The organism is Mycobacterium sp. ST-F2, from assembly GCF_001905655.1.
Lineage (GTDB): Bacteria > Actinomycetota > Actinomycetes > Mycobacteriales > Mycobacteriaceae > Mycobacterium.
Map to the genome: position 1 here is coordinate 13,889 of NZ_JMHT01000077.1, position 18,185 is coordinate 32,073.

Consider the following 18,185-nt stretch of genomic DNA (forward strand, 5'->3'; position numbering starts at 1 on the left):
GCGGCCCGGGGTTGTCACCAGTAACGCTGCTCGTGCCAAGGGTCGCCGCGGAGGTGGTATCCGTTCCGTTCCCAGAATCCCGGATCGTCCGACGGCATCATCTCCATTCCGAGAACCCACTTCGCGCTCTTCCAGAAGTAGAGATGCGGCACGAGAAGTCGGGCCGGACCGCCGTGCTCCGGCGTAAGGGGTTTGCCCTGCGCCCCAGTGGCTATCCAGGCCTGCCCACCGAGGAGATCTTCGAGACGAAGGTTGGTGGTGTATCCGCCGGAGCTACGCACCATCACGTAGTCGTAGCTGGTCTGGACATGCTCGAACAGCCGGTCCAGCGATACGCCACGCCAGGCCATGTCCAGCTTCGACCAGTGGGTTACGCAGTGAATGTCGGTGACGATGTCTTCTACGCCCACCTGGTGAAGCTCATTCCAATTCCACCGGTACGCGACCTTGTCCTCCGTTGTGATCGAAAAGCTCCATCGGCTCTCGTCGACGTTGCGCGTGGGTCCGGTCGAGAGCACCGGCCAGTCGTCGACGAGAGTCTGCCCGGGAGGCAGTCGCGAGTCGCTGGAACCACGCCGTCCTCCGAAGCTGCTGTTGATCACTTCCACGACTGCACCCTTCTGTCGAATTCGGCGAGGTGGCCTGGTGCGAAGGTAACCGCGGAGGCCAATCGAAGTATCTGGCGGCAGGAGGGGAAGGCAACTGATCCGCGAGGCGACAACCACTGCTGGAGTTGTCATGAGCTGGGTCAACCATGGCCGCACTCGGCTTCCGGTCGGCACCGTTCCAATTACCGACGAGTCCGTCAATGAACCGATTCGCTACATGGCTGAGGCGACCGGAATGGCGCCCTGGGCCAGCTTCAGACGGGTCCACACGTTCATGTTGATGATGACCGCGGCGATCTCTGCGACGTCGCGCTCGGTGAAGTGCAGCCGCAGCTCGTCGTGCAGGGCAGGGACCTGCACGTGACTGAACGAGGTGAGGCCTTCGCAGTACGCGAGGGCGGCTCTCTCCGCGGGCGAGAACATGCTGCTCTCACGCCAAGACGCCAGGTGTGCAGCCTGTTCGGACGGGATCCCGATGCTGGCCGCGACCGCGGCGTGCAGAATCAGGCAATAGGAGCAAGGGTTCAGCTGCGCGACGCGCAGGCGGAGGAGCTGTAGCAGGCTACGATCTCCCGACAGGTTTGCCGAGTAACCGAACTGCGCAGCCATGTCTTTGGCCAACTGGTGAAACGGCGTGAGGTCTGGGTCGAACCGGATGTTTTCGAACCGGACATTCCCGAGCATCGAGTTCTGGTTTGCGGCGTTGGTCTCAGGCATCACCAGCACCATCCCTTCCTGCGTTGGGCACATTCACGGCCAGGGTGTACTCGGGGTTGCGTGCGATGGAGGGCCGGACCGCCGGGCACCTCGCGGTCGCTCGTATGCCTCCGCAAGAATGCTGTCCAGCGCCCTGCAGATGAGTTCGGTTGCCAATCCCCGTCCACGGTAGTTTGGCAGGATCGCGGCCGCCCATCCCCCGTTCGCATCCGCGAATAGGGCTGGCCACCGCTGTCCAGCTCATTGCCGAGGTGAGCCGAACCGAATCGCGCAGCCAGATATTGGACCATGTAGTACAGTCTGGCGCACAGAATGCCGATTCACGCGAGCTTTGGGGGAACACGCATGGAGGCGTCCGACGTCCACGGCGCCTTCCGGCCGCAACGATCGAACGGTAGCGAAGTTCCGCGTTACGTTCCTCCGTCCGCTACGAGATGCTATGGGCCGCAATCCCACTCACCGTCACGTGACACACAAGACCTCTTCCCCCACACGCGGGGTGGCCTATGAGGTGCCGGAGCGAAGCCGCACCTCGTTCGTCTGTAAATGATCAGCCGACGTTGCGGACTCGAACCGCTGGCCGAGTTGTTCGCGTTACCAGTGGGGCTGGGCCGGGTGGGCGCACTGCTCGATGATCCCCGTCTTCTTCACACCCTGCGCGAAGTATTCGATGCCCGAAGGTCGGCCGTCGATCGCGGTGTACCTGCGACTGACGTTTCTCAAGTTCCAGGCCTCCGCCTCGGCAGTCTCAGGCCATGAAATCAAAGGCGGTCTGTGGGGTCACGATCTGTCGAGTGTCGACGTAAGCATCGAGCGTCTAAAAGTGTTCGGAAGCAGGTGCGGACGAGTGGAAAAGAGCCGATGGAGACAACGAGTGGAGGAGGGCCGATGGAGACAACTGGTGGAGTTCGCTCGCATATAGAGGCGGATGCGCATCGTGCACTTGCTGCCGAGGGCCTCGCATGCGCTGAAGTGACGGACGCGCTGGGACGAGCGCATCGACACCGAGCACACGTCACCGGGCTCGTGAGCCCCGTGCCCACACGTCGCCTGTTCGGCCGAGTCGTCACGATCTCGTTCTTCCCCACGTGCGCCGAGAGACTCGGCCCGGAAGAGTTCAACTTCGGCCGACTGCTCCATCAGGCGGTGCAGGGCGCAGCGACCGATCCCGAACACACTGTCCTGGTAATGGCCAGCAACGGATACCCCGATGTGTCACTTGCTGGCGGGACGAAACTCTCGCGACTCACCAACGCCGGCCTTGCAGGGGTGCTCACCGACGGTCGTCTCCGTGACTTCGACGAGCTGGCCGAGGAACCGTATGCGGCCTGGTGCTCGGGAGAGGCTGTCGCCTGGGGCGGAGGCGCGGTCACGCCGTTCCAAGCCAACGTCCCCGTCGTCATAGGAGGAGTCGGCGTGCATCCCGGACAGTACGTCTTCTGCGACTCGTCCGGGGCCGTGTTCATCCCCGAAGCCGACATCGACGAAGTGCTTGAAACCGCGCACCAGATCCGGCGCGACGACGCATTCCACCGCACCGCGATTGCGCGAGAAAGTGCTGACGACGCACACGGGACCGAGCGTTGACTCAGCCAGCCCCCGATCGGGCGGCGCCGGGCGACCGGTCGGCAAGTCTGCCGGCCCTCGTCGAAAGAGTGCCAGAGGGTTGGACGCGTGCGATCTACAACGGGCGAACATACGGATTGGCCCGCACCACCCGGGCAGGTGGGCGAAGCATCACGATCTTCGCCGAAGAGCTCGGCGGCACCGACCTGATCAGCGCGAACGTGTACCGCACCGTCGCGGCCGACCACCTACGGGCCTGTGAGATGCCCACCGCCAAGGTGCTCGCGTTTCTCCGCGCCTGGACGCCCGCATGACTCAGACCTGAGCACCGCTCGGCGCGTTGGTGCTGGGACGGAAACTCCGCCAGCCGGTTGACCCTCGTTGGAATGCTGGGGGATCAGGCCACCATCGACGTGCAGCTGGGCCCGACGACCGAAACGTTTGGCTACCGCAGTCAACGAGACGACAGTCGACTGATCGTCGCTTGCGGGCTGTGGCAGGAGCTACGGCCGTGCGATCGCGATGTGCGCCAGCCCCGAGAGGTTGATCAGCACTTCCTGCGGCTTTTGGACGATGACGGCGAGCACGCTCTGGCAATGCGCGCATCGCAGGACTGCCCCGATGGCGGTCACGAAGGCGTTGGCCCGTGCGAGTTCGAAGACGAGATGACAGCTTCCGCATCGTCCGATTGCGGCGGTGATTTCGATGCCGACGGTGTCGGCGAAGAGCCCGGCGAGCGCGTTTCCGTCGAGGTGGGTCATCCGCTGCCTCCGAAGCGTTCCGTGCGTATTCGGGTGGGGTCGTGGCCGAGTTGGAGAAGCCAACCGGCGATCGTCTCGACGAAAGGTGTCGGTCCGCAGAGGAATATGCGCGGTGTCGCCGTGGCTGGGAAGACGAGATCGGCGACCGACTCCTGAGTCAGTCGCCCGGGAGCACGTGGCGATCCCGGGGGAGATGTCCGCGTGTGCACGACGTCGACGGTGGTCTTCGACAGCGCCGAGAGCTCTTCGGCGAAGAAGACGTCTTCGGGCGTCCGGACCGAGTACAACAGGCGGAACTCGGCATCGACGGTCTCGTGCTCACGCGCTGCGGCCATCGCGAACAGCGGGACGACGCCGGATCCGCCGGCGATGAGCTGAACGGGGGATCGATCGGGTTCGGTTGGGGTCCAGACGAAGTATCGCCCCAGCGGGCCGTGCACCTCGAGCTCGTCGCCTTCGGCGAGCTGGTGGACGAGGTATGGCGAGACTTCACCTGAGGGGAGTTCGTCGACCGCGAGGATGACTCGAGTCGTCTCGCCCGACGATGCGACCGAGTAGGACCGGGTGGCCTGATAGCCGTCCGGGGCGGTGAGGCGGACGTCGAGGTGGGAGCCGGCGTGGTTTCCCGGCCAGGTCGGTACGTCCAGCTCGAGGCGGACCGCCGACGTGGTCTCTCGACGGTGGCTGGCGACGCGTCCGACGTGCCAGCTCGCCCGGATCGGAGACGTCACCAGTACCGTTCCTCGCGCCATGGATCACCGCGGAGGTGGTATCCGTTCTGTTCCCAGAACCCGGGGTCGTCGTTGGGCATCATCCGTATCTCGCGGACCCACTTGGCGCTCTTCCAGAAGTAGAGGTGGGGCACGAGGAGACGCGCGGGTCCGCCATGTTCGGCAGTCAAGGGCTCACCCTCTGCCTCGGTGGCGATCCACGCTTGGCCTTCGAGGAGATCGTCGAGGGCCAGGTTGGTGGTGTAACCGCCGTGGCTTCGGACCATGACGTAGTCGCAGGAGGTCTCGACGTCCTCGAACAGCCGGTCCAATGGCACTCCGCGCCAGGCCATGTCGAGCTTCGACCAGTGGGTGACGCAGTGGATGTCGGTGACGATGTCCTCTACGCCCGCGTTCTGGAGCGCGTTCCAATCCCATCTGTGCTCGGTGCCCGTCTCGGTCGTGATGGTGAACGTCCATTCGTGCGCCTCGATGTCGGGCGTCAGGCCGGCCGTGAGGACCGGCCAGTCGTCGACGAGCGTTTGGCCCGGTGGCAACCGTGCGTCGCTGGCCCCGCGACGACCACCAAACCCGCTGTTGATCACTGGCATGGGAAGCTCCTTCGCGGGTCACGCGTGTGGGTGTGCTCATGGGGACGCCGACGTGAAAGTTGTACTGCAGAGTACATCTGGCTGTGAGGAGATCGCAGCGTTCACTCCAAAGTTTGTCGTGCCCTTCGGCTGACTCTTGAATGTGTGCTGCGGATCTTGGCTTATACCTGGTAGCGGCGCAGGGCCGCGACGGCGTCGTCGAGCACGTCGCGCATGATCTCGATCCGGCCGTGGACCGAGGCCAGCAGGTATCCGCCTTGCAGGGCCGCGACGAGGCTGGCGGCGAGGCGGTCTGGGTTGGCGTCGGAGTCCAGTTCACCGCGCTGCTGAATGCGGCGCAGGCCCGCGGCGAGATGTCCCTCCCAGATGCGGAATGCAGCGGCTAGGGCTGGTCGGTATTCCTGGGAGTGCTTCAGGTCGGTTGCGAGGGTCCCGAGGGGACATGCGAACGGACGGTCTTCGGCCGGTTGTGCGTCCACGACGCGTGACACCCATCTTTCGAGCCCGTCCCAGGAGGTGATCGCCTCGGTGGTGTCTTGGCCGTCGAGGACGACGGCGAGTTCGCGGTCGATGACTGCTTGGACTAGTTCGGTCTTGTCGCGGAAGTGGCGACGGAGCTCCTTGGGCTCGGCGCCGGAGGCGCGGGCGACGTCGCCGGGCGACGTCGCGGCGATGCCGTGGTGGTACATCATCGAGGCGGCGGTGTTGACGATCGCCGCACGTGCGTGCCGGTGCTGCGATGGTGCCGACGTGCTGCGGGCGGCAGGGGAGGTGGCCGATTCATTCACGGATTCGCCAAGGGGTGGTTGTTTCATTGGACTTCCTCCGAGGCGAAGACCGTGAAGGTGCGAGCGGGTCGGCCCGTGACCCGCTCGACGGTGTCGGTGACGCGGTCTTCGGCGCCGGCACTGATCGCCACGTCCATGGCGGCGAGCACCTGTGCGAACTCGGCGGGGATTCCATGGGCGGCGATACGCCGAGCAGCTTCTCGCGCCGGAACGGATCGATGCCGAATGGTGCGGCCGGTCTGTTGGGAGAGGATCGTGGCGGCATCGGCGTAACTGAGCGCCTCGGGGCCTGTCAGGAGATGCTCGGTGTTGTGCGCGCGGTCATCGGTCAGGGCACACCCGGCGACCGCCGCGATGTCCGCTGCGTCGACGAACGCCACTTTGCCGTCGCCGGTGGCGGTGACGATCTCCCCGTCTCGCACTCCCTGAGCGACGAGGTGATCGCCGGTGAAGTTCTGCATGAACCATGACGGCTGCAGCACTGTCCATTCGGGCACGACCGTCTTGACGAGATGGTGGACGGCGCCGAGCCCGGGCGCCCCTTCGGGCAGTGCGGACGAGCTGAGTGCCACGACGCGCTGCACCCCCTGATCAAGGGCCTCGTCGAGGAAGGTCTGCACCAGGGGAACCGGATCGGCAACTCCCATGGGAGCGATGAGGTAGATCGCCGAAATGCCCTGCAAGGCAGCCTTATAGGTGTCGCGGTCCTCCCAATTGAACTGAATCTGCCCAGTCGACTGTGGTGTCCTCGTCGCGAGTCGTGTTGCCACGCCACGCTCCGCTAGATCGGCGGCAACCCGGCTGCCCGTCGTTCCGGTGGCGCCGGTGATCAGCACCCTATTCATGTGTTGGCCCAGAAAATGACCGCTGCAGCTGCTCGGACTTCGTCACCATGAAACTCTCCCGACGTTGTGGACGATACGGGACCGTCCTACTGAACTTACGCCGGTCGGGCCAGTATCGTCCATTCGCTAGACTCCCTTGATGACCCGTCGCACGCCTACCGGTGCAGCCGTGCTGCAGCCCGGGATCACCAAGGCCATCACCGAGGCGGTCCTTGCCGAGTTGGCGGAGCGGGGTTATGCGCGACTGTCGATGGAAGCGGTCGCCAAACGCGCCGGAGTCGGCAAGAGCGCTCTCTATCGACGCTGGCCCTCGAAGCTGAACATGACGTTGGCTGTGGTCGCCGACTTCAGCGTGGGCCGGGCCGAAATCCCGGATACCGGCTCCCTCGCAGGGGATGTGCGTCAATCCCTGGAATCACTCACGCACTGGCTGTCTCATCCGCAGTTCTCTCGGATCCTTGCCGACCTGGTAGCGGAAATGGGCCGCAATCCCGAGTTGGGCGACTTCGTCGAGGGCATGATCGGGCAGCCGCGCCGGGCACGCGGGCGGATCCTTCTCGATCGAGCGATCGCGCGCGGCGAACTTGACCCCGACGTCGACCTCGAATTTGCTCTGGACTTGTTCCCCGCGCCGATCTACTGGCGACTCCTGGTGCGAGACGGGGAGATCGAGCCCGAATACCTCGACAGACTCACCGATTTCATTATCCGAGGCCTCGGCGCACACTGACTTTGGCAGCCACGGGCGCCACACGATGATCAGACGTGGGTGAGTGCCGGGGTAGTTGGCATCCGTTACACGGCTGGGGCGACCTGTCGACGCCGTCGTGTAACGCCGCGCCCCATCGGAGGCACTCCCGTTCCGGAAGCGGTTTACCCAGCGGCGGAAGAAGCCAATGTCTTTGGGCGATGTCATATCTCGCCTGTATCGCTCACGCGTCGCGTCTCGGCTGGCCCCGGTGGGGCTTAAGTCGCGGCGCGGTGCGCACTCGCGTTCGCCATTGCATGGATCGGTGCCCTGAAGTTCACCACTTATGACGCCAAATCGACGCTGCCGCTCATGACGAGCAGCCCGCTGATGAGCTGGGTCTAAGACGCCTTCTCGGTGACGGCCATCTAAGCCGTGCTGGGTGTCGTCGAACTGGCAGTCGCCGCGCTGATCGCCGTCCATCGTGGGCAGTGAGATGGCAATCGGGATGGTCGTCACGACGCTCAGCTTCATGTTCACCACCCCGGCGTGAGGACGCCCCAAGCCGGCGATCGCGAGGCCATGAAGGCCGGTCTGGCGCGGTGCCATTCGAGGACGAGTTCCGCCGCATCGTCGCCTTCCCGAGGGCGCCCATGAGGGTGGCGCGGAAGGCGTCCGCGTGATCCTGCCGATCACCGATCCCCACACCGTGCGGCACGGCGCACTCGGTTCGTTCCCGAGCATCTATCTGCCCCCGTCGACGAACCGGGATTCGGTCATCGATCGACTGCGTTCCCTGGATCGTTCCCTGGATGAGGTGCAGGCCGCCCACATCCGCGAGGGGGCCGCCGAGACCTACGGTCAGACCGCCTACGTACACACTGCGACGCCTTCTGGGTGGCCACCACGCTGGTCTCGGGAGCACCAGAGCGTGTCCGCCGGATAGCTACCACGCCGTCGCCCGCCATCACCGTCTACCGCGAACGTTATCGCCGTCGGCGATGTCAGCGATCGGCATTCTGGGGGTTCTGCGTGGCGGGCGTCACGCACACCATGGCTATGCCGAGGTACGAAACCCACTAGCCAGGAGTTCTCCGTGAAGCCCAAGAATTTCTCCGTCAACGAGCGAACCTACGTTCTGCACGACAAGCCCGTGGTCGTCATCTGCATCGACGGCAGCGAACCCGACTACCACGTCGAAGCCATGGCAGCGGGCAAGATGCCTTGGTTGAGCGGCATTCTCGACGGCGAGTCGAGCAGCACGTGGGCGGCCCACTGCGCCATGCCGGCACTGACCAACCCGAACAACCTGTCGATCGCCACGGGTCGCCCGCCCGTTGCCCACGGCATCTGCGGCAACTACATCTTCGACACGCAGACCGGCGAAGAAGTGCTGATGAACGACAAGAAGTACCTGCGGGCACCGACGGTTTTCGCCGCGGCCAACGAGGCCGGCCTGGACGTGGTGGTCGTGACGGCGAAGGACAAGCTGCGCCGTCTCCTGGGCGCCGGACTGGTCGAAGAGGGTCCCAGCCTCAGCGGTGACGCCACCCAGTTCGTGGCGCCGTCGAGGAACGGAATCTGCTTCTCCGCCGAGAAGGCGGACACGGCGACGGTGTCGAGCAACGGCATCACCGACGTGCTCGACCTGGTGGGCATGCCGCTGCCCAGCGTGTACTCCGCGGAACTGAGCGAGTTCACGCTGGCTGCCGGCGTCGCCATCCTCAAGACGCGGGGCGCCGACCTGATGTACCTGTCGCTCACCGACTATATTCAGCACAAGAACGCCCCCGGCTCCGACGTCGCGAACGACTTCTACGCCATGATCGACGACTATGCGGCCAAACTCGACGCACTCGGTGCCGTCGTTGTCATCACCGCGGACCACGGGATGAGCGCGAAGACCGACGCGAGTGGCACGGCAAACGTCATCTACGTCGAGGACGAGGTGCGTCAGATCCTGGGCCACCCGACGGGTGCCGCTCCCGACGCGGAGAACGGGGTCCGGGTGATCCTGCCGATCACCGATCCCTACACCGTGCATCACGGCGCGCTCGGTTCGTTCGCAAGCATCTACCTCCCGAACGACGCCCCCGTGAAGGACGTCGTCGAGGGCCTGCGCACCATCGACGGTGTCGAGCAAGTTCTCGAGCGCGAGGAGGCGGCTACTTTGTACAGCTTGCCCGCCGACCGCATCGGGGACGTCATCTTGCTTTCAGCTGCGGGGACGGCGGTTGGACGCTATGAGGCGTGGCATGACCTCAGCGGTTTGGATGCCCCGCTTCGCTCACACGGAGCATTGGGAGAGTTGCAGATCCCGTTCATCGTCAACCGCGCCTTGCCGAGGCCCGCGCCGCTCGACGAGCCGTTCGGAGACACCGCGTACGTGCACAACTACGACGCTTTTTGGATCGCAACGACTCTCGTTGCCAACGTGGCCAAGCACGGCCGCGATCGCGCCTCGGCTGCTCGCGTGTCTTGAGAAGTCTGAGGTCTGGAAATGACAAACTCGCAACGACGCGCCCCGTCAGATCTCTTCGTCAGCGATTCATCGTCTCTCCATGAAGTCACCGAGCAGGAGTTCGCCAAATACAAGTGGCGGATGTTGCTCGCCACGATGTTCTGCTATCTGTTCTTCTACACGGGCAGACAAACTTTCGGGTTCGCCATCCCCGGAATACAAGCAGAGCTCGGTCTGAGCAAGTCCACCTTGGGCGCCATCAGTGGCGCAATGCTGTGGTGCTACGCGGTGGGCCAGATCGTCAACGGCAACCTCGCCGACAAGTTCGGCGGCCGCCGCGTGATGGCCCTCGGTGCCGTTCTGTCCACCATGTTCAACTGGTTCACCAGCTTCTCGGTGGGCCCACGATCCCTCGGTGCGCTGTGGGGTGCCAACGGGTTCGTCCAGGCAATGGGATTCCCGTCGGGTGGCAAGGTCATCTCAGGCTGGTGGAGCACCCACGAACGCGGCAAGAGCTTCGGCTTCTACAACTTCGCCGCCGGCCTTGCCTCCGTGCTCGCGTTCGTGACCTCGACGTTGGTGGTCGAGGTCTTCGATCTCGACTGGCGATGGATCTTCCGGATCCCCGTGCTGCTGATGCTGGTCGGCGGTGTCGTGTTCTTCATCATCGCGCGCGACAATCCACGCCAAGCCAAGATCAAGCCCCCGCCTTCCTGGGAGGCCGATCAAGACCAACCCAGTAAGCACTTGGATTCGGCCGGTCAGACACGTGGCGTCAAGTCCCTGGATCGCTACAAACTTATGCTCCGGAATCCGAAGGTCTGGGTGACGGGTTCGGCCCTGGGGTTCAACAACGCTGCACGGTACGGGTTGCTGATCTGGGTGCCGGTGTATCTGCTCGGTAGCGATTGGAAGTCGGACGGCTCGAAGATCAGCCCACTGTGGGTCTCGGTAGCTCTACCCGTCGGCATGGCGCTGGGGGCGCTGGTCAACGGCCAACTCTCCGACCGGATCTTCAAGTCTCGGCGGGACTATCCCATCGCGTTGTTCATGGGCCTCGGTGCCGTGACCGCCTTGGCGATGTACCTTCTGGCACTGCCGATCCTGCCCGAAATGGGGCTGATGTTCTTGCTCGGGTTCTTCGTCTACGGACCGCATTCGACGTTCTGGGCGCTCAGCACCGACATTGCCGGCAAGGCGATGGCCGGTACGGCGATCGGTGTGGTCAACTTCTTCGGTTACATCTTCGCCGGGGTTGCCGAGCCCTTGATCGGGCACATGATGGACATCACGGGCAACACCGCGTTGATCTTCCCCGTGGTAGCCGGAGTGTGCACGTGCAGTTGCCTTCTCGCCTTGACGGTCCGCCGCTGACCGCCGCTGACCGCCGCTGACCGTCGCCGTCCTCGGCGTCCCGTCTGAGTCTTACTCGGGAACGCCGGGGACGGATGGCACACTGACGAAGGTTGCGGCGATGTCCCAGCAGCAGAGAGGGCGACGGCATGATCTCGCTTAACCAGCTCGAAATCTTCGCCGCCGTGGTCGAGTGTGGAGGATTCTCCGGTGCGGCCAAACGCTTGTTCATGAGCCAGTCTTCTGTGTCCAGCCACGTTCGCGCACTTGAGAATTCACTCGGAGTGCAACTGGTCCAACGGACCAGCCGCGGAGCGCGAGCTACCTATGCCGGTGAGGTGGTTCTTCAACACGCTCGCGAGATGTTCTCCGTACTCGAAAGCTTGGAAGGTCAAGTGGCACAACTGCAAGGACTCAAGACCGGCCGCCTGGCCGTGGCGGGGACCACCACCTTGGGCACCTATCTCCTGCCTCAGCTCGTCGCCGATTTCTCGACGAGGGTCCCGGGTGTCGACTGCCAAATTCGCGTAGGCAACGAGGACGTGGTCGAGGCGTGGCTTCTCCAAAACGAGGTCGCCTTGGCGCTGTGTGCCGAGGAACCCAAGGACGAGCGCCTGACCACCACACCGATGTTCGAGGAACGGTTGCAGCTCATCGGGCCGGCAGATTGCCCGTTGCGGTCACGGGTGCTCAACCCCGCCGACATCGCCGATCGGCGGTTCATTCTGCGGGAAGTTGGTTCGGCGACTCGCCGACAGCAGGAAGCGGCTCTGGCGGCTTGGAATCTGCCGCACGTGGAGCGGTGGGAGATGTGGGGACCCGCCACACTCAAGGAATCCGTATGTGCCGGGCTGGGTTTGAGCCTCATCTCCGAGCACGCGATCACCCGCGAACGTGCCTCGGGTTTGCTGGTGGTGCTCGCGATCGAGCCGCCACCTCCACGTCGCACTGTCTCGCTGGTGACACGAGCCGGTCGCGCACTCACTCCGCCAGAACGCGCCTTCGTCGAACTCGTCGGCACCCTCGCCAAGTGGCCCGAACCTGACGTCGAACTCACCTGACACCGTCAATCCCGCCAGAAGAGCACGCTATTCGGGCATGTACCCAAGGAAGATTTACTTCGATGACCACGTCCGCCAGAGATACGCTGTCGACCAACGTAGCGCTGCCCACCGAGGAGGTCTATCCGCCCTCCGACGCGTTCTCCGAGCAGGCCAACGCGTCAACCGCCCTCTACGACGAGGCCGAAGCTGACCGCCTGGCGTTCTGGGCGACCCAGGCCGAGCGCCTGTCGTGGGCGAAACCCTTCACCGAGGTCCTCGACTGGTCGGAGGCACCGTTCGCGAAGTGGTTCCCCGACGGCAAGCTCAACGTCGCCTACAACTGCGTGGACCGCCACGTCGACGCTCGCGGTGGCGCTGCGGTGCCCGGAGATGTTCATGAGGGGCTGCACCGTCGCACCCATGCCTCCACCGCTCGACCCACCCGGATTCGAAACTGGATCGTCTCCTGCCGGTGCGGGCTCCCCGGGACCCGCCGGCTGGCAGCATGCAACGGCGACAGGGTCGCCATCCACTGGGTCGGTGAACCGGTCGACGATGAGCGAGCCGCTGAGTCGATGACAACTCGCTCGCATGTTGGTCTACCGAAAGTTGTTTCAGCAGTGGCTTGCCAAGTCGCCAGGCGTGGAACGAATACTCGTCCTCGTTGGCGGAGGCGGGCGCCAGGGCGTGTGTCATCGAGCGTACCCTCCAGTACATTTTGGCGATGCGGTTACCTCCATCCCTGGGATCGGTGCGGCCAGTCCGCGACGAACGTCAAACGGGCTGTGCATGCGACGTGCGATGACGGTTGTCCGTTAGGTCGGCATCGCGTGACGAACTGTTCCGTGTAGTACATTCACCGAAGGTCGTCATGAGCCCAGGAAGGCGTATGAGCACCCCAACCAGAACGGTCTTCCGCGGCAGTAGCGGAGAGTTGGTCGGCAAGCTGGAGTTGCCGAGTGACGCCCCGACAGCGTGGGCTTTGTTCGCGCACTGCTTCACGTGCGGCAAGGACAACTCTGCTGCAGGCCGGATCTCGCGCGCACTGGCGAGTCGGGGTGTCGCGGTACTGCGGTTCGACTTCACCGGCTTGGGGGAGTCCGACGGTGACTTCGCCGCGACCGGCTTCAGTTCCAACGTCGAGGACTTGGTCTGCGCTGCAAACCATCTCCGCGATCAGTTCAGTGCCCCGGCAGTTTTGGTCGGGCATTCGTTGGGCGGGGCGGCCGTCTTGGCCGCCGCGCCGCAGATTCCCGAGGTTCGCGGAGTCGTCACCATCGGAGCCCCGGCTGACCCCTTCCATGTCGTCGGAATGCTCGGCGACGTGACGCCCGTCGTCGAATCGGGTGAGGCCACGGTGTCCATCGGGGGGCGACCGTTTCGGGTGCGTCGTCAATTCCTCGACGACATCGCGATGCAACCGCAGCGCGAGCGCATTTCCACCCTCGACGCCGCGCTGCTCGTCATGCATGCCCCAACAGACCAGATCGTGTCGGTGGACAACGCGCGAATCATCTTCGACACCGCGCGCCATCCGAAGTCGTTCGTCGCTCTCGACGGCGCCGACCATCTTCTCAGCGATCGGGCCGATGCCGAGTACGCGGCGAACGTCCTCGCCGCATGGGCGAGCAAGTACGTGTCGAACCCCACGACGACCGCCGAACCGATCACCGACGATCCCGCCGAAGGTGCCGTTCGGGTCGCCGAGAGCGGTCCCGGCAGACTCACCCAGCAGATCAGCGCGCGCCGGCATCGGCTGACCGCGGACGAACCCCGCCCCGTGGGTGACGACGCCGGCCCGACGCCGTACGACCTTCTTCTGGCCGCGCTCGGTGCCTGCACGTCGATGACGGTGCGGATGTACGCCGATCGCAAGCAGTGGCCGCTCGAACGCATCGTCGTCGATTCGCGCCACTTCCGAATCCACGCCAAGGACTGCGACGAGTGTGAGACCGCCACGGGGATGGTCGACCGGATCGAACGCGACATCAATCTCATCGGCCCGCTCGACGCCGACCAACGCGCCAAGCTGCTCGACATCGCCGACCGATGCCCGGTGCATCGCACCCTTCGTTCCGAAGTGTCCATCCATACCGCTGAAGCACCAAGACAGAGGCTGACATGACCCAAGATTCAGAATTCGACGTCGTCGTCGTCGGCGGCGGCCCCGGTGGCGCCTCAGCGGCGCAGTACCTCATCGCCGAAGGCCTCGACGTGGCCTTGATCGAGGAGCGCCTCATCGGCGGCGAATGCCACTACTGGGCGTGCAATCCCACCAAGTCGCTGCTGCGTCCGATCGAGGTGCTGGCCCTGGCGAAGGCCGTTCCCGGCGCCCGAGAAGCCGTCGGAGAGGGCCAGCTCGACGTCGCGGCCGTCTTCGCGAAACGGGACGCCATCGTCGACCATCTCAACGATGACGGCGCCACCGCTGGGTTGCAGCAGAGTGGGCTGACGGTGTTCCACGCCCGCGGGCGGCTCGCCGGCCAACGGGAGGTCACCGTCACCCACCCCGACGGCCGCGAGGAGACCATCCGGGCGCGGCAGGCGGTGGTGCTCGCCACCGGTACCCGCCCCGCCATCCCCGACGTGCCCGGGCTGGCCGACGCGAACCCCTGGACCAACCGCGAACTCGCGGCGATGACCTACGTGCCACCACGAACCCTGATCATCGGCGGCGGCGTCGTCGCCGTCGAGTTCGCCACCATCCTGGCCGGCCTGGGCTCCAAGGTCACACTGCTTGCGCGCGGCGACACCCTGCTGCGCAACTCCGAGACCGTCGCCAGCGAAATGGTCACCGAGTCGTTGCGGCGCAAGGGGGTAGACCTCCGCTTCCACGCTCACCCATCTGGAGTGGTCCGGCCGATCGCGGGCGGCCCCGTCAGCGTCACCGTCGGTGACGAGTACATCGAAGTCGACGAGGTCGTCGTCGCCGCGGGCCGGGTCGTCAACACCGATTCCCTCGGCTTGGACACCGTCGGGTTGCGTGCCGGAGAGTTCGTCGCCGTCGACGACCACTTGCAGGCACTCGGAGTGGACGGCAGCTGGCTGTACGCGATGGGCGACACCACCGGGCGCGCGCTCTTGTCGCACCTGTCGCAGTACCACGCAGTGGTGGTCGCCGACGTCATTGCCGCCCGCGCCCGAGGCCGCCAGCTCGCGGACGACGAACTCATCGCCCGCGACCCGCACAACCTTCCCCAGGTCGTCTACACCGACCCGCAGGTCATCGAAGTGGGACGAACCGAAAGTCAAGCGCGCGCTGACGGATTCACGGTTACGACGACCACCGCGCGTTACCCGGAAGCCGTACCCGACCTCGCCATCTTCCGCGACGGCTTCGACGCCTGGGCGAAACTGGTCATCGACGCCGACACGGACACCCTGCTCGGCGCAACCTTCGTCGGACCCGAGTTCGCCGAACTCGCCCAAGCGGCCACACTCGCCGTCGTCGCCAAGGTCCCGATCGAGACACTGCGTCACGTCGTGGCGCCGCACCCGTCGGTCAACCAGATCTGGAACCCGCTCCTCGCCCGGCAACGGGGACGTACAGCCGAGTAGGCCGCTCGGTCTTGGGAAGTCGACTTCCCTGGGAGGTAATACAGCTGGCGAACCGGGGGTTGCCAAACCATTCACGAAAACGTGCATTGCGTTTCCGGCCCTGCTCATAGGCGAGAAGGGTTACGGACAAATGGTGGGCAGGTGACGGGGCCAATAGACGCTGAACACTACGAGTGGGTCACCGCCTTCATGCACGCACGCAACGCGACGCTCATCACCCGTCTCTTCGTGGCCGCCACCTCGCTGGCGATGTCAGCGGCAACGCTGGTACTCCTGATCGGCGCCGGCGGCCCGCAGCACCAGCCGGCGCAGACAATGATGTGGCTCGCCGTGGGCGGAGGAGTCGCGGGTGCGGTCTTATGGCTATTGCGGTGGCCCTCTCGAATGCAGTCGATGGGGTTCGCCGCGATTGCCACAGGGTCAATCGCGTTGGCCTGCTTGGCCTACCCTGACCATTTGGCGGCACTTCTCGGATGCATTGCGTTCACCACCATCGCCGCCTACGTGGCATTCTTCCACTCGCCTTCCATGGTTCTCGGTGTCTTCCTCGTCGTCGCGGCGGTAGCGCTGAGCCAAGTCGTCGAGCTGGCCGAAGACGGACGCATCGCGCTGGCAACAGTCGACCTGTTCTTGGTGCTGCAGGCAAACCTCGCCGTGGCTATATCCATTTGCAGTCTGCTGCGGACAGTGAAGGGAGACTTGGCCGCTGCCGATCTCGACCCCTTGACCGGACTTCTGAACAGGCGCGCCTTCCGCATGCGGATACCGGGCCTGCTCTCCCATCACCAGAGCGCGAGAGGCGGATACCTGCGCATTGCACTGGTGGATCTCGACGACTTCAAGTCTGTCAACGACACCCACGGACATGCTGCCGGCGACCGAGCGCTGGTGGCGGTCGCCGGCGCACTCCGGTCTGCCTCCGCACCGACTGCCGTCATCGCACGCAGCGGCGGGGAGGAATTCCTCATTGCCGACGTCGCGCCTTCACACCGCGACGTGCTGCACTATCAGCGCATCTGTGCGGCGATCAGGGAACTGCCCATGCCCGTCACGGCCAGCATAGGTACGTCGTGTGTGGCGCTGGACTCGCTGTCCCGCCATATCCTGGACGAGGCCATGGAAAACTTGATCGGCGCCGCAGACATGGCCATGTACCGCGCAAAACGGAACGGCGGCAACCAATGTCACCATCATGGCGTATGGCGCCCTGCCCCGCCCAACGACTAGCGAGCGCCGACAGCTTCAGTTTCCGTCGTGCCGTCAGCGGTCCCGCCTGCCACCGCCGAGCGGTGCGGGCCATCCATTGCCGCGATCAACAGAGCCAAATCTCGACGTCTCGACGAGGCCGGCCATCCAGCCCACGTCCGTCGCACGAGCGGCTCGCCAGCCAGCGGCATCCACAACAACGAGCTGGGAAAGCAATGCAGATACCCACGCGGAACCAGCGCGAACCGCCCACCCATGCTCAATTGGGCAAGCTTCACCTCCGGCACCTGGCCCCTGGCATCAGCAGTCTCTGCACCGGCCCCGATTCCGTGATTGCGGAGGACGGCCACCATGTGGTCATGCCATGTCGGACTGTCGGACCTCGGGAAACCGAGCCACTGCAGACTCCCTAAGTCGTCCAACCGTAGGTCAGCCGTGCCCAGCCGCAAACGATGAGCTTGCTCGGTGGCTACCAGGACACCCAAGGGTTCCTCGGCGATAAGAGCGACATCGAGGTTCTCACCAGTAGGCCGCTCTCGTATAAGCGCTAAATCCAACGTGCCTCTCCTCAGCGCTTCCAGTTGAGCAGGACAGGGCAGTTGCGAGAGCTGGACAACCGTATTGCGAAAGCGTGAGGCCGCCAGCTTGGAGAGTGCATCGGTAAGCGGCTGGATCGTCATCTCAGCAGGAACGGCGATCCGCAATGGAGCGCCGACATCCGGCGAGATGTTCGCCACCTTGGCGAGGACCGTTTCGAACCGGCCAATCAAGGTGCGTGCTTCACTCAGCAATACGGCCCCCGCCGCAGTTGGTGATGTCCCGCCTGGCCCCCTCACGAGCAGGCGCACATTGAGGGATTCTGATCCACCCCGGCGTGTCTGGAGAGTTCTTCTTTTGGGAAGGATGGGTCCATGGCTGCAGGGACGTCGAGACGGCGGTATCCGGAGGAATTGAAGGCGCGGGCTGTGCAGATGGTGGCCGATCTGCGCAGTGATTCGGTCTCGGAGTGGGAGGCCATGGGTCGGGTCGCTGATCTGCTGGGTGTCGGTAGCGCCGAGACCGTGCGCAAGTGGGTGCGTCAGGCCGAGATCGACGGCGGTGCGCGGGCCGGACAGACCACAGAGGAATCCGAGACGGTGCGCAAGCTGCGCCGAGAGAACGCCGAACTCAAGCGAGCCAACGCGATCTTGAAGGCGGCGTCGGCTTTCTTCGCGGCCGAACTGTGCGCCACGAGGCGCTGGGTATATCGAGAGGCGGTGAGAGACCGTCT

Annotated in this window: 19 protein-coding genes and 3 pseudogenes; 14 read left to right on the forward strand and 8 right to left on the reverse strand. The window is 64.7% G+C overall.

The window, feature by feature from the left end; genetic code table 11:
- Positions 1–14: 14 nt before the first annotated feature.
- Together EB75_RS25595 and EB75_RS25600 are read right to left on the reverse strand one after the other, a co-directional pair.
- Positions 15–608, reverse strand: a complete 594-nt coding sequence (locus tag EB75_RS25595) for a molybdopterin-dependent oxidoreductase (RefSeq protein WP_064857575.1) — start codon at positions 606–608, stop codon at positions 15–17.
- A 213-nt stretch (positions 609–821) separates the two neighbouring features.
- On the reverse strand, positions 822–1,325 hold the full coding sequence (locus EB75_RS25600; RefSeq protein WP_234789544.1) for a carboxymuconolactone decarboxylase family protein: 504 nt from the start codon (positions 1,323–1,325) through the stop codon (positions 822–824).
- 888 nt (positions 1,326–2,213) lie between these two features.
- Here EB75_RS25600 and EB75_RS25605 point away from each other — a divergent pair.
- On the forward strand, positions 2,214–2,912 hold the full coding sequence (locus EB75_RS25605) for an RraA family protein (protein ID WP_083612563.1): 699 nt from the start codon (positions 2,214–2,216) through the stop codon (positions 2,910–2,912).
- A gap of 68 nt (positions 2,913–2,980) precedes the next feature.
- Complete coding sequence (locus EB75_RS25610; RefSeq protein WP_234789543.1) at positions 2,981–3,205, forward strand: peptide methionine sulfoxide reductase; 225 nt, start codon at positions 2,981–2,983, stop codon at positions 3,203–3,205.
- Between the two features lie 189 nt (positions 3,206–3,394).
- Here EB75_RS25610 and EB75_RS25615 read toward each other — a convergent pair whose 3' ends face one another.
- The 5 genes from EB75_RS25615 to EB75_RS25635 form a co-directional block, all read right to left on the reverse strand.
- Positions 3,395–3,652: a DUF6510 family protein gene (locus tag EB75_RS25615; protein ID WP_064857574.1), complete on the reverse strand. Its 258-nt coding sequence runs from the start codon at positions 3,650–3,652 to the stop codon at positions 3,395–3,397.
- A complete protein-coding gene (locus EB75_RS25620; RefSeq protein WP_207546762.1) occupies positions 3,649–4,383 on the reverse strand; it encodes an FAD-binding oxidoreductase in 735 nt (244 codons plus the stop codon). Before EB75_RS25620 ends, EB75_RS25615 begins: the two co-directional genes overlap by 4 nt.
- Positions 4,380–4,973 carry a molybdopterin-dependent oxidoreductase gene (locus EB75_RS25625; protein WP_073698061.1) on the reverse strand — a complete coding sequence of 198 codons (594 nt, stop codon included), beginning with the start codon at positions 4,971–4,973 and terminating at the stop codon, positions 4,380–4,382. Before EB75_RS25625 ends, EB75_RS25620 begins: the two co-directional genes overlap by 4 nt.
- A gap of 161 nt (positions 4,974–5,134) precedes the next feature.
- Positions 5,135–5,788 carry a TetR/AcrR family transcriptional regulator gene (locus tag EB75_RS25630; RefSeq protein ID WP_082934515.1) on the reverse strand — a complete coding sequence of 218 codons (654 nt, stop codon included), beginning with the start codon at positions 5,786–5,788 and terminating at the stop codon, positions 5,135–5,137.
- Entirely contained in the window at positions 5,785–6,606 is an 822-nt protein-coding gene (locus EB75_RS25635; RefSeq protein ID WP_073698062.1) for an NmrA family NAD(P)-binding protein, read from the reverse strand. The genes EB75_RS25630 and EB75_RS25635 overlap by 4 nt, the downstream gene beginning before the upstream one ends.
- Before the next feature lie 139 nt (positions 6,607–6,745).
- On the opposite strand from EB75_RS25635, the gene EB75_RS25640 reads away from it, so the two are divergent.
- From EB75_RS25640 to EB75_RS25685, 11 genes and pseudogenes are all read left to right on the forward strand, one after another.
- On the forward strand, positions 6,746–7,336 hold the full coding sequence (locus EB75_RS25640) for a TetR/AcrR family transcriptional regulator (protein WP_073698063.1): 591 nt from the start codon (positions 6,746–6,748) through the stop codon (positions 7,334–7,336).
- A 261-nt stretch (positions 7,337–7,597) separates the two neighbouring features.
- Positions 7,598–7,699 (forward strand): annotated as a pseudogene (locus EB75_RS30225) (DUF417 family protein); the annotation flags it as partial.
- 274 nt (positions 7,700–7,973) lie between these two features.
- The gene (locus EB75_RS25650) at positions 7,974–8,240 is read left to right on the forward strand and encodes a hypothetical protein (RefSeq protein ID WP_064857569.1); all 267 of its coding nucleotides are present in this window, start codon (positions 7,974–7,976) and stop codon (positions 8,238–8,240) included.
- 150 nt (positions 8,241–8,390) lie between these two features.
- Entirely contained in the window at positions 8,391–9,776 is a 1,386-nt protein-coding gene (gene phnA, locus EB75_RS25655; protein WP_073698064.1) for a phosphonoacetate hydrolase, read from the forward strand.
- 18 nt (positions 9,777–9,794) lie between these two features.
- A complete protein-coding gene (locus EB75_RS25660; protein ID WP_073698065.1) occupies positions 9,795–11,129 on the forward strand; it encodes an MFS transporter in 1,335 nt (444 codons plus the stop codon).
- Between the two features lie 128 nt (positions 11,130–11,257).
- Positions 11,258–11,434 (forward strand): annotated as a pseudogene (locus tag EB75_RS30230) (LysR family transcriptional regulator); the annotation flags it as partial.
- A 69-nt stretch (positions 11,435–11,503) separates the two neighbouring features.
- A complete protein-coding gene (locus EB75_RS25665; protein WP_052765309.1) occupies positions 11,504–12,169 on the forward strand; it encodes a LysR substrate-binding domain-containing protein in 666 nt (221 codons plus the stop codon).
- 62 nt (positions 12,170–12,231) lie between these two features.
- A pseudogene (locus tag EB75_RS25670) lies at positions 12,232–12,519 on the forward strand (acetyl-coenzyme A synthetase N-terminal domain-containing protein); the annotation flags it as partial.
- Positions 12,520–13,040: 521 nt separating this feature from the next.
- Positions 13,041–14,276: a bifunctional alpha/beta hydrolase/OsmC family protein gene (locus EB75_RS25675; protein ID WP_073698066.1), complete on the forward strand. Its 1,236-nt coding sequence runs from the start codon at positions 13,041–13,043 to the stop codon at positions 14,274–14,276.
- Positions 14,273–15,709 (forward strand): dihydrolipoyl dehydrogenase family protein, encoded by a 1,437-nt coding sequence (locus EB75_RS25680; RefSeq protein WP_073698067.1) that lies wholly within the window; start codon positions 14,273–14,275, stop codon positions 15,707–15,709. The genes EB75_RS25675 and EB75_RS25680 overlap by 4 nt, the downstream gene beginning before the upstream one ends.
- Positions 15,710–15,850: 141 nt before the next feature.
- Positions 15,851–16,936, forward strand: a complete 1,086-nt coding sequence (locus EB75_RS25685; protein ID WP_073698068.1) for a GGDEF domain-containing protein — start codon at positions 15,851–15,853, stop codon at positions 16,934–16,936.
- On the opposite strand, the gene EB75_RS25690 is transcribed toward EB75_RS25685, so the two are convergent.
- A complete protein-coding gene (locus EB75_RS25690) occupies positions 16,933–17,763 on the reverse strand; it encodes a LysR substrate-binding domain-containing protein (RefSeq protein WP_142239824.1) in 831 nt (276 codons plus the stop codon). The two genes, EB75_RS25685 and EB75_RS25690, sit on opposite strands and share 4 nt — an antisense overlap.
- 123 nt (positions 17,764–17,886) lie before the next feature.
- Between EB75_RS25690 and EB75_RS25695 the strand changes: the two genes are divergently transcribed.
- Positions 17,887–18,185 (forward strand): transposase (locus tag EB75_RS25695; protein WP_502689400.1); only part of this gene is annotated, 299 nt, incomplete at its 3' end.

What these genes read in the sequence shown, in the direction of transcription:
- EB75_RS25625 (WP_073698061.1), bottom strand. Translation starts at nt 4,973, where the DNA reads ATGCCAGTGATCAACAGCGGGTTTGGTGGTCGTCGCGGGGCCAGCGAC.
- EB75_RS25640 (WP_073698063.1), top strand. Translation starts at nt 6,746, where the DNA reads ATGACCCGTCGCACGCCTACCGGTGCAGCCGTGCTGCAGCCCGGGATC.
- EB75_RS25605 (WP_083612563.1), top strand. Translation starts at nt 2,214, where the DNA reads ATGGAGACAACTGGTGGAGTTCGCTCGCATATAGAGGCGGATGCGCAT.
- EB75_RS25630 (WP_082934515.1), bottom strand. Translation starts at nt 5,788, where the DNA reads ATGAAACAACCACCCCTTGGCGAATCCGTGAATGAATCGGCCACCTCC.
- EB75_RS25615 (WP_064857574.1), bottom strand. Translation starts at nt 3,652, where the DNA reads ATGACCCACCTCGACGGAAACGCGCTCGCCGGGCTCTTCGCCGACACC.
- EB75_RS25680 (WP_073698067.1), top strand. Translation starts at nt 14,273, where the DNA reads ATGACCCAAGATTCAGAATTCGACGTCGTCGTCGTCGGCGGCGGCCCC.
- EB75_RS25600 (WP_234789544.1), bottom strand. Translation starts at nt 1,325, where the DNA reads ATGCCTGAGACCAACGCCGCAAACCAGAACTCGATGCTCGGGAATGTC.
- EB75_RS25635 (WP_073698062.1), bottom strand. Translation starts at nt 6,606, where the DNA reads ATGAATAGGGTGCTGATCACCGGCGCCACCGGAACGACGGGCAGCCGG.
- EB75_RS25675 (WP_073698066.1), top strand. Translation starts at nt 13,041, where the DNA reads ATGAGCACCCCAACCAGAACGGTCTTCCGCGGCAGTAGCGGAGAGTTG.
- EB75_RS25660 (WP_073698065.1), top strand. Translation starts at nt 9,795, where the DNA reads ATGACAAACTCGCAACGACGCGCCCCGTCAGATCTCTTCGTCAGCGAT.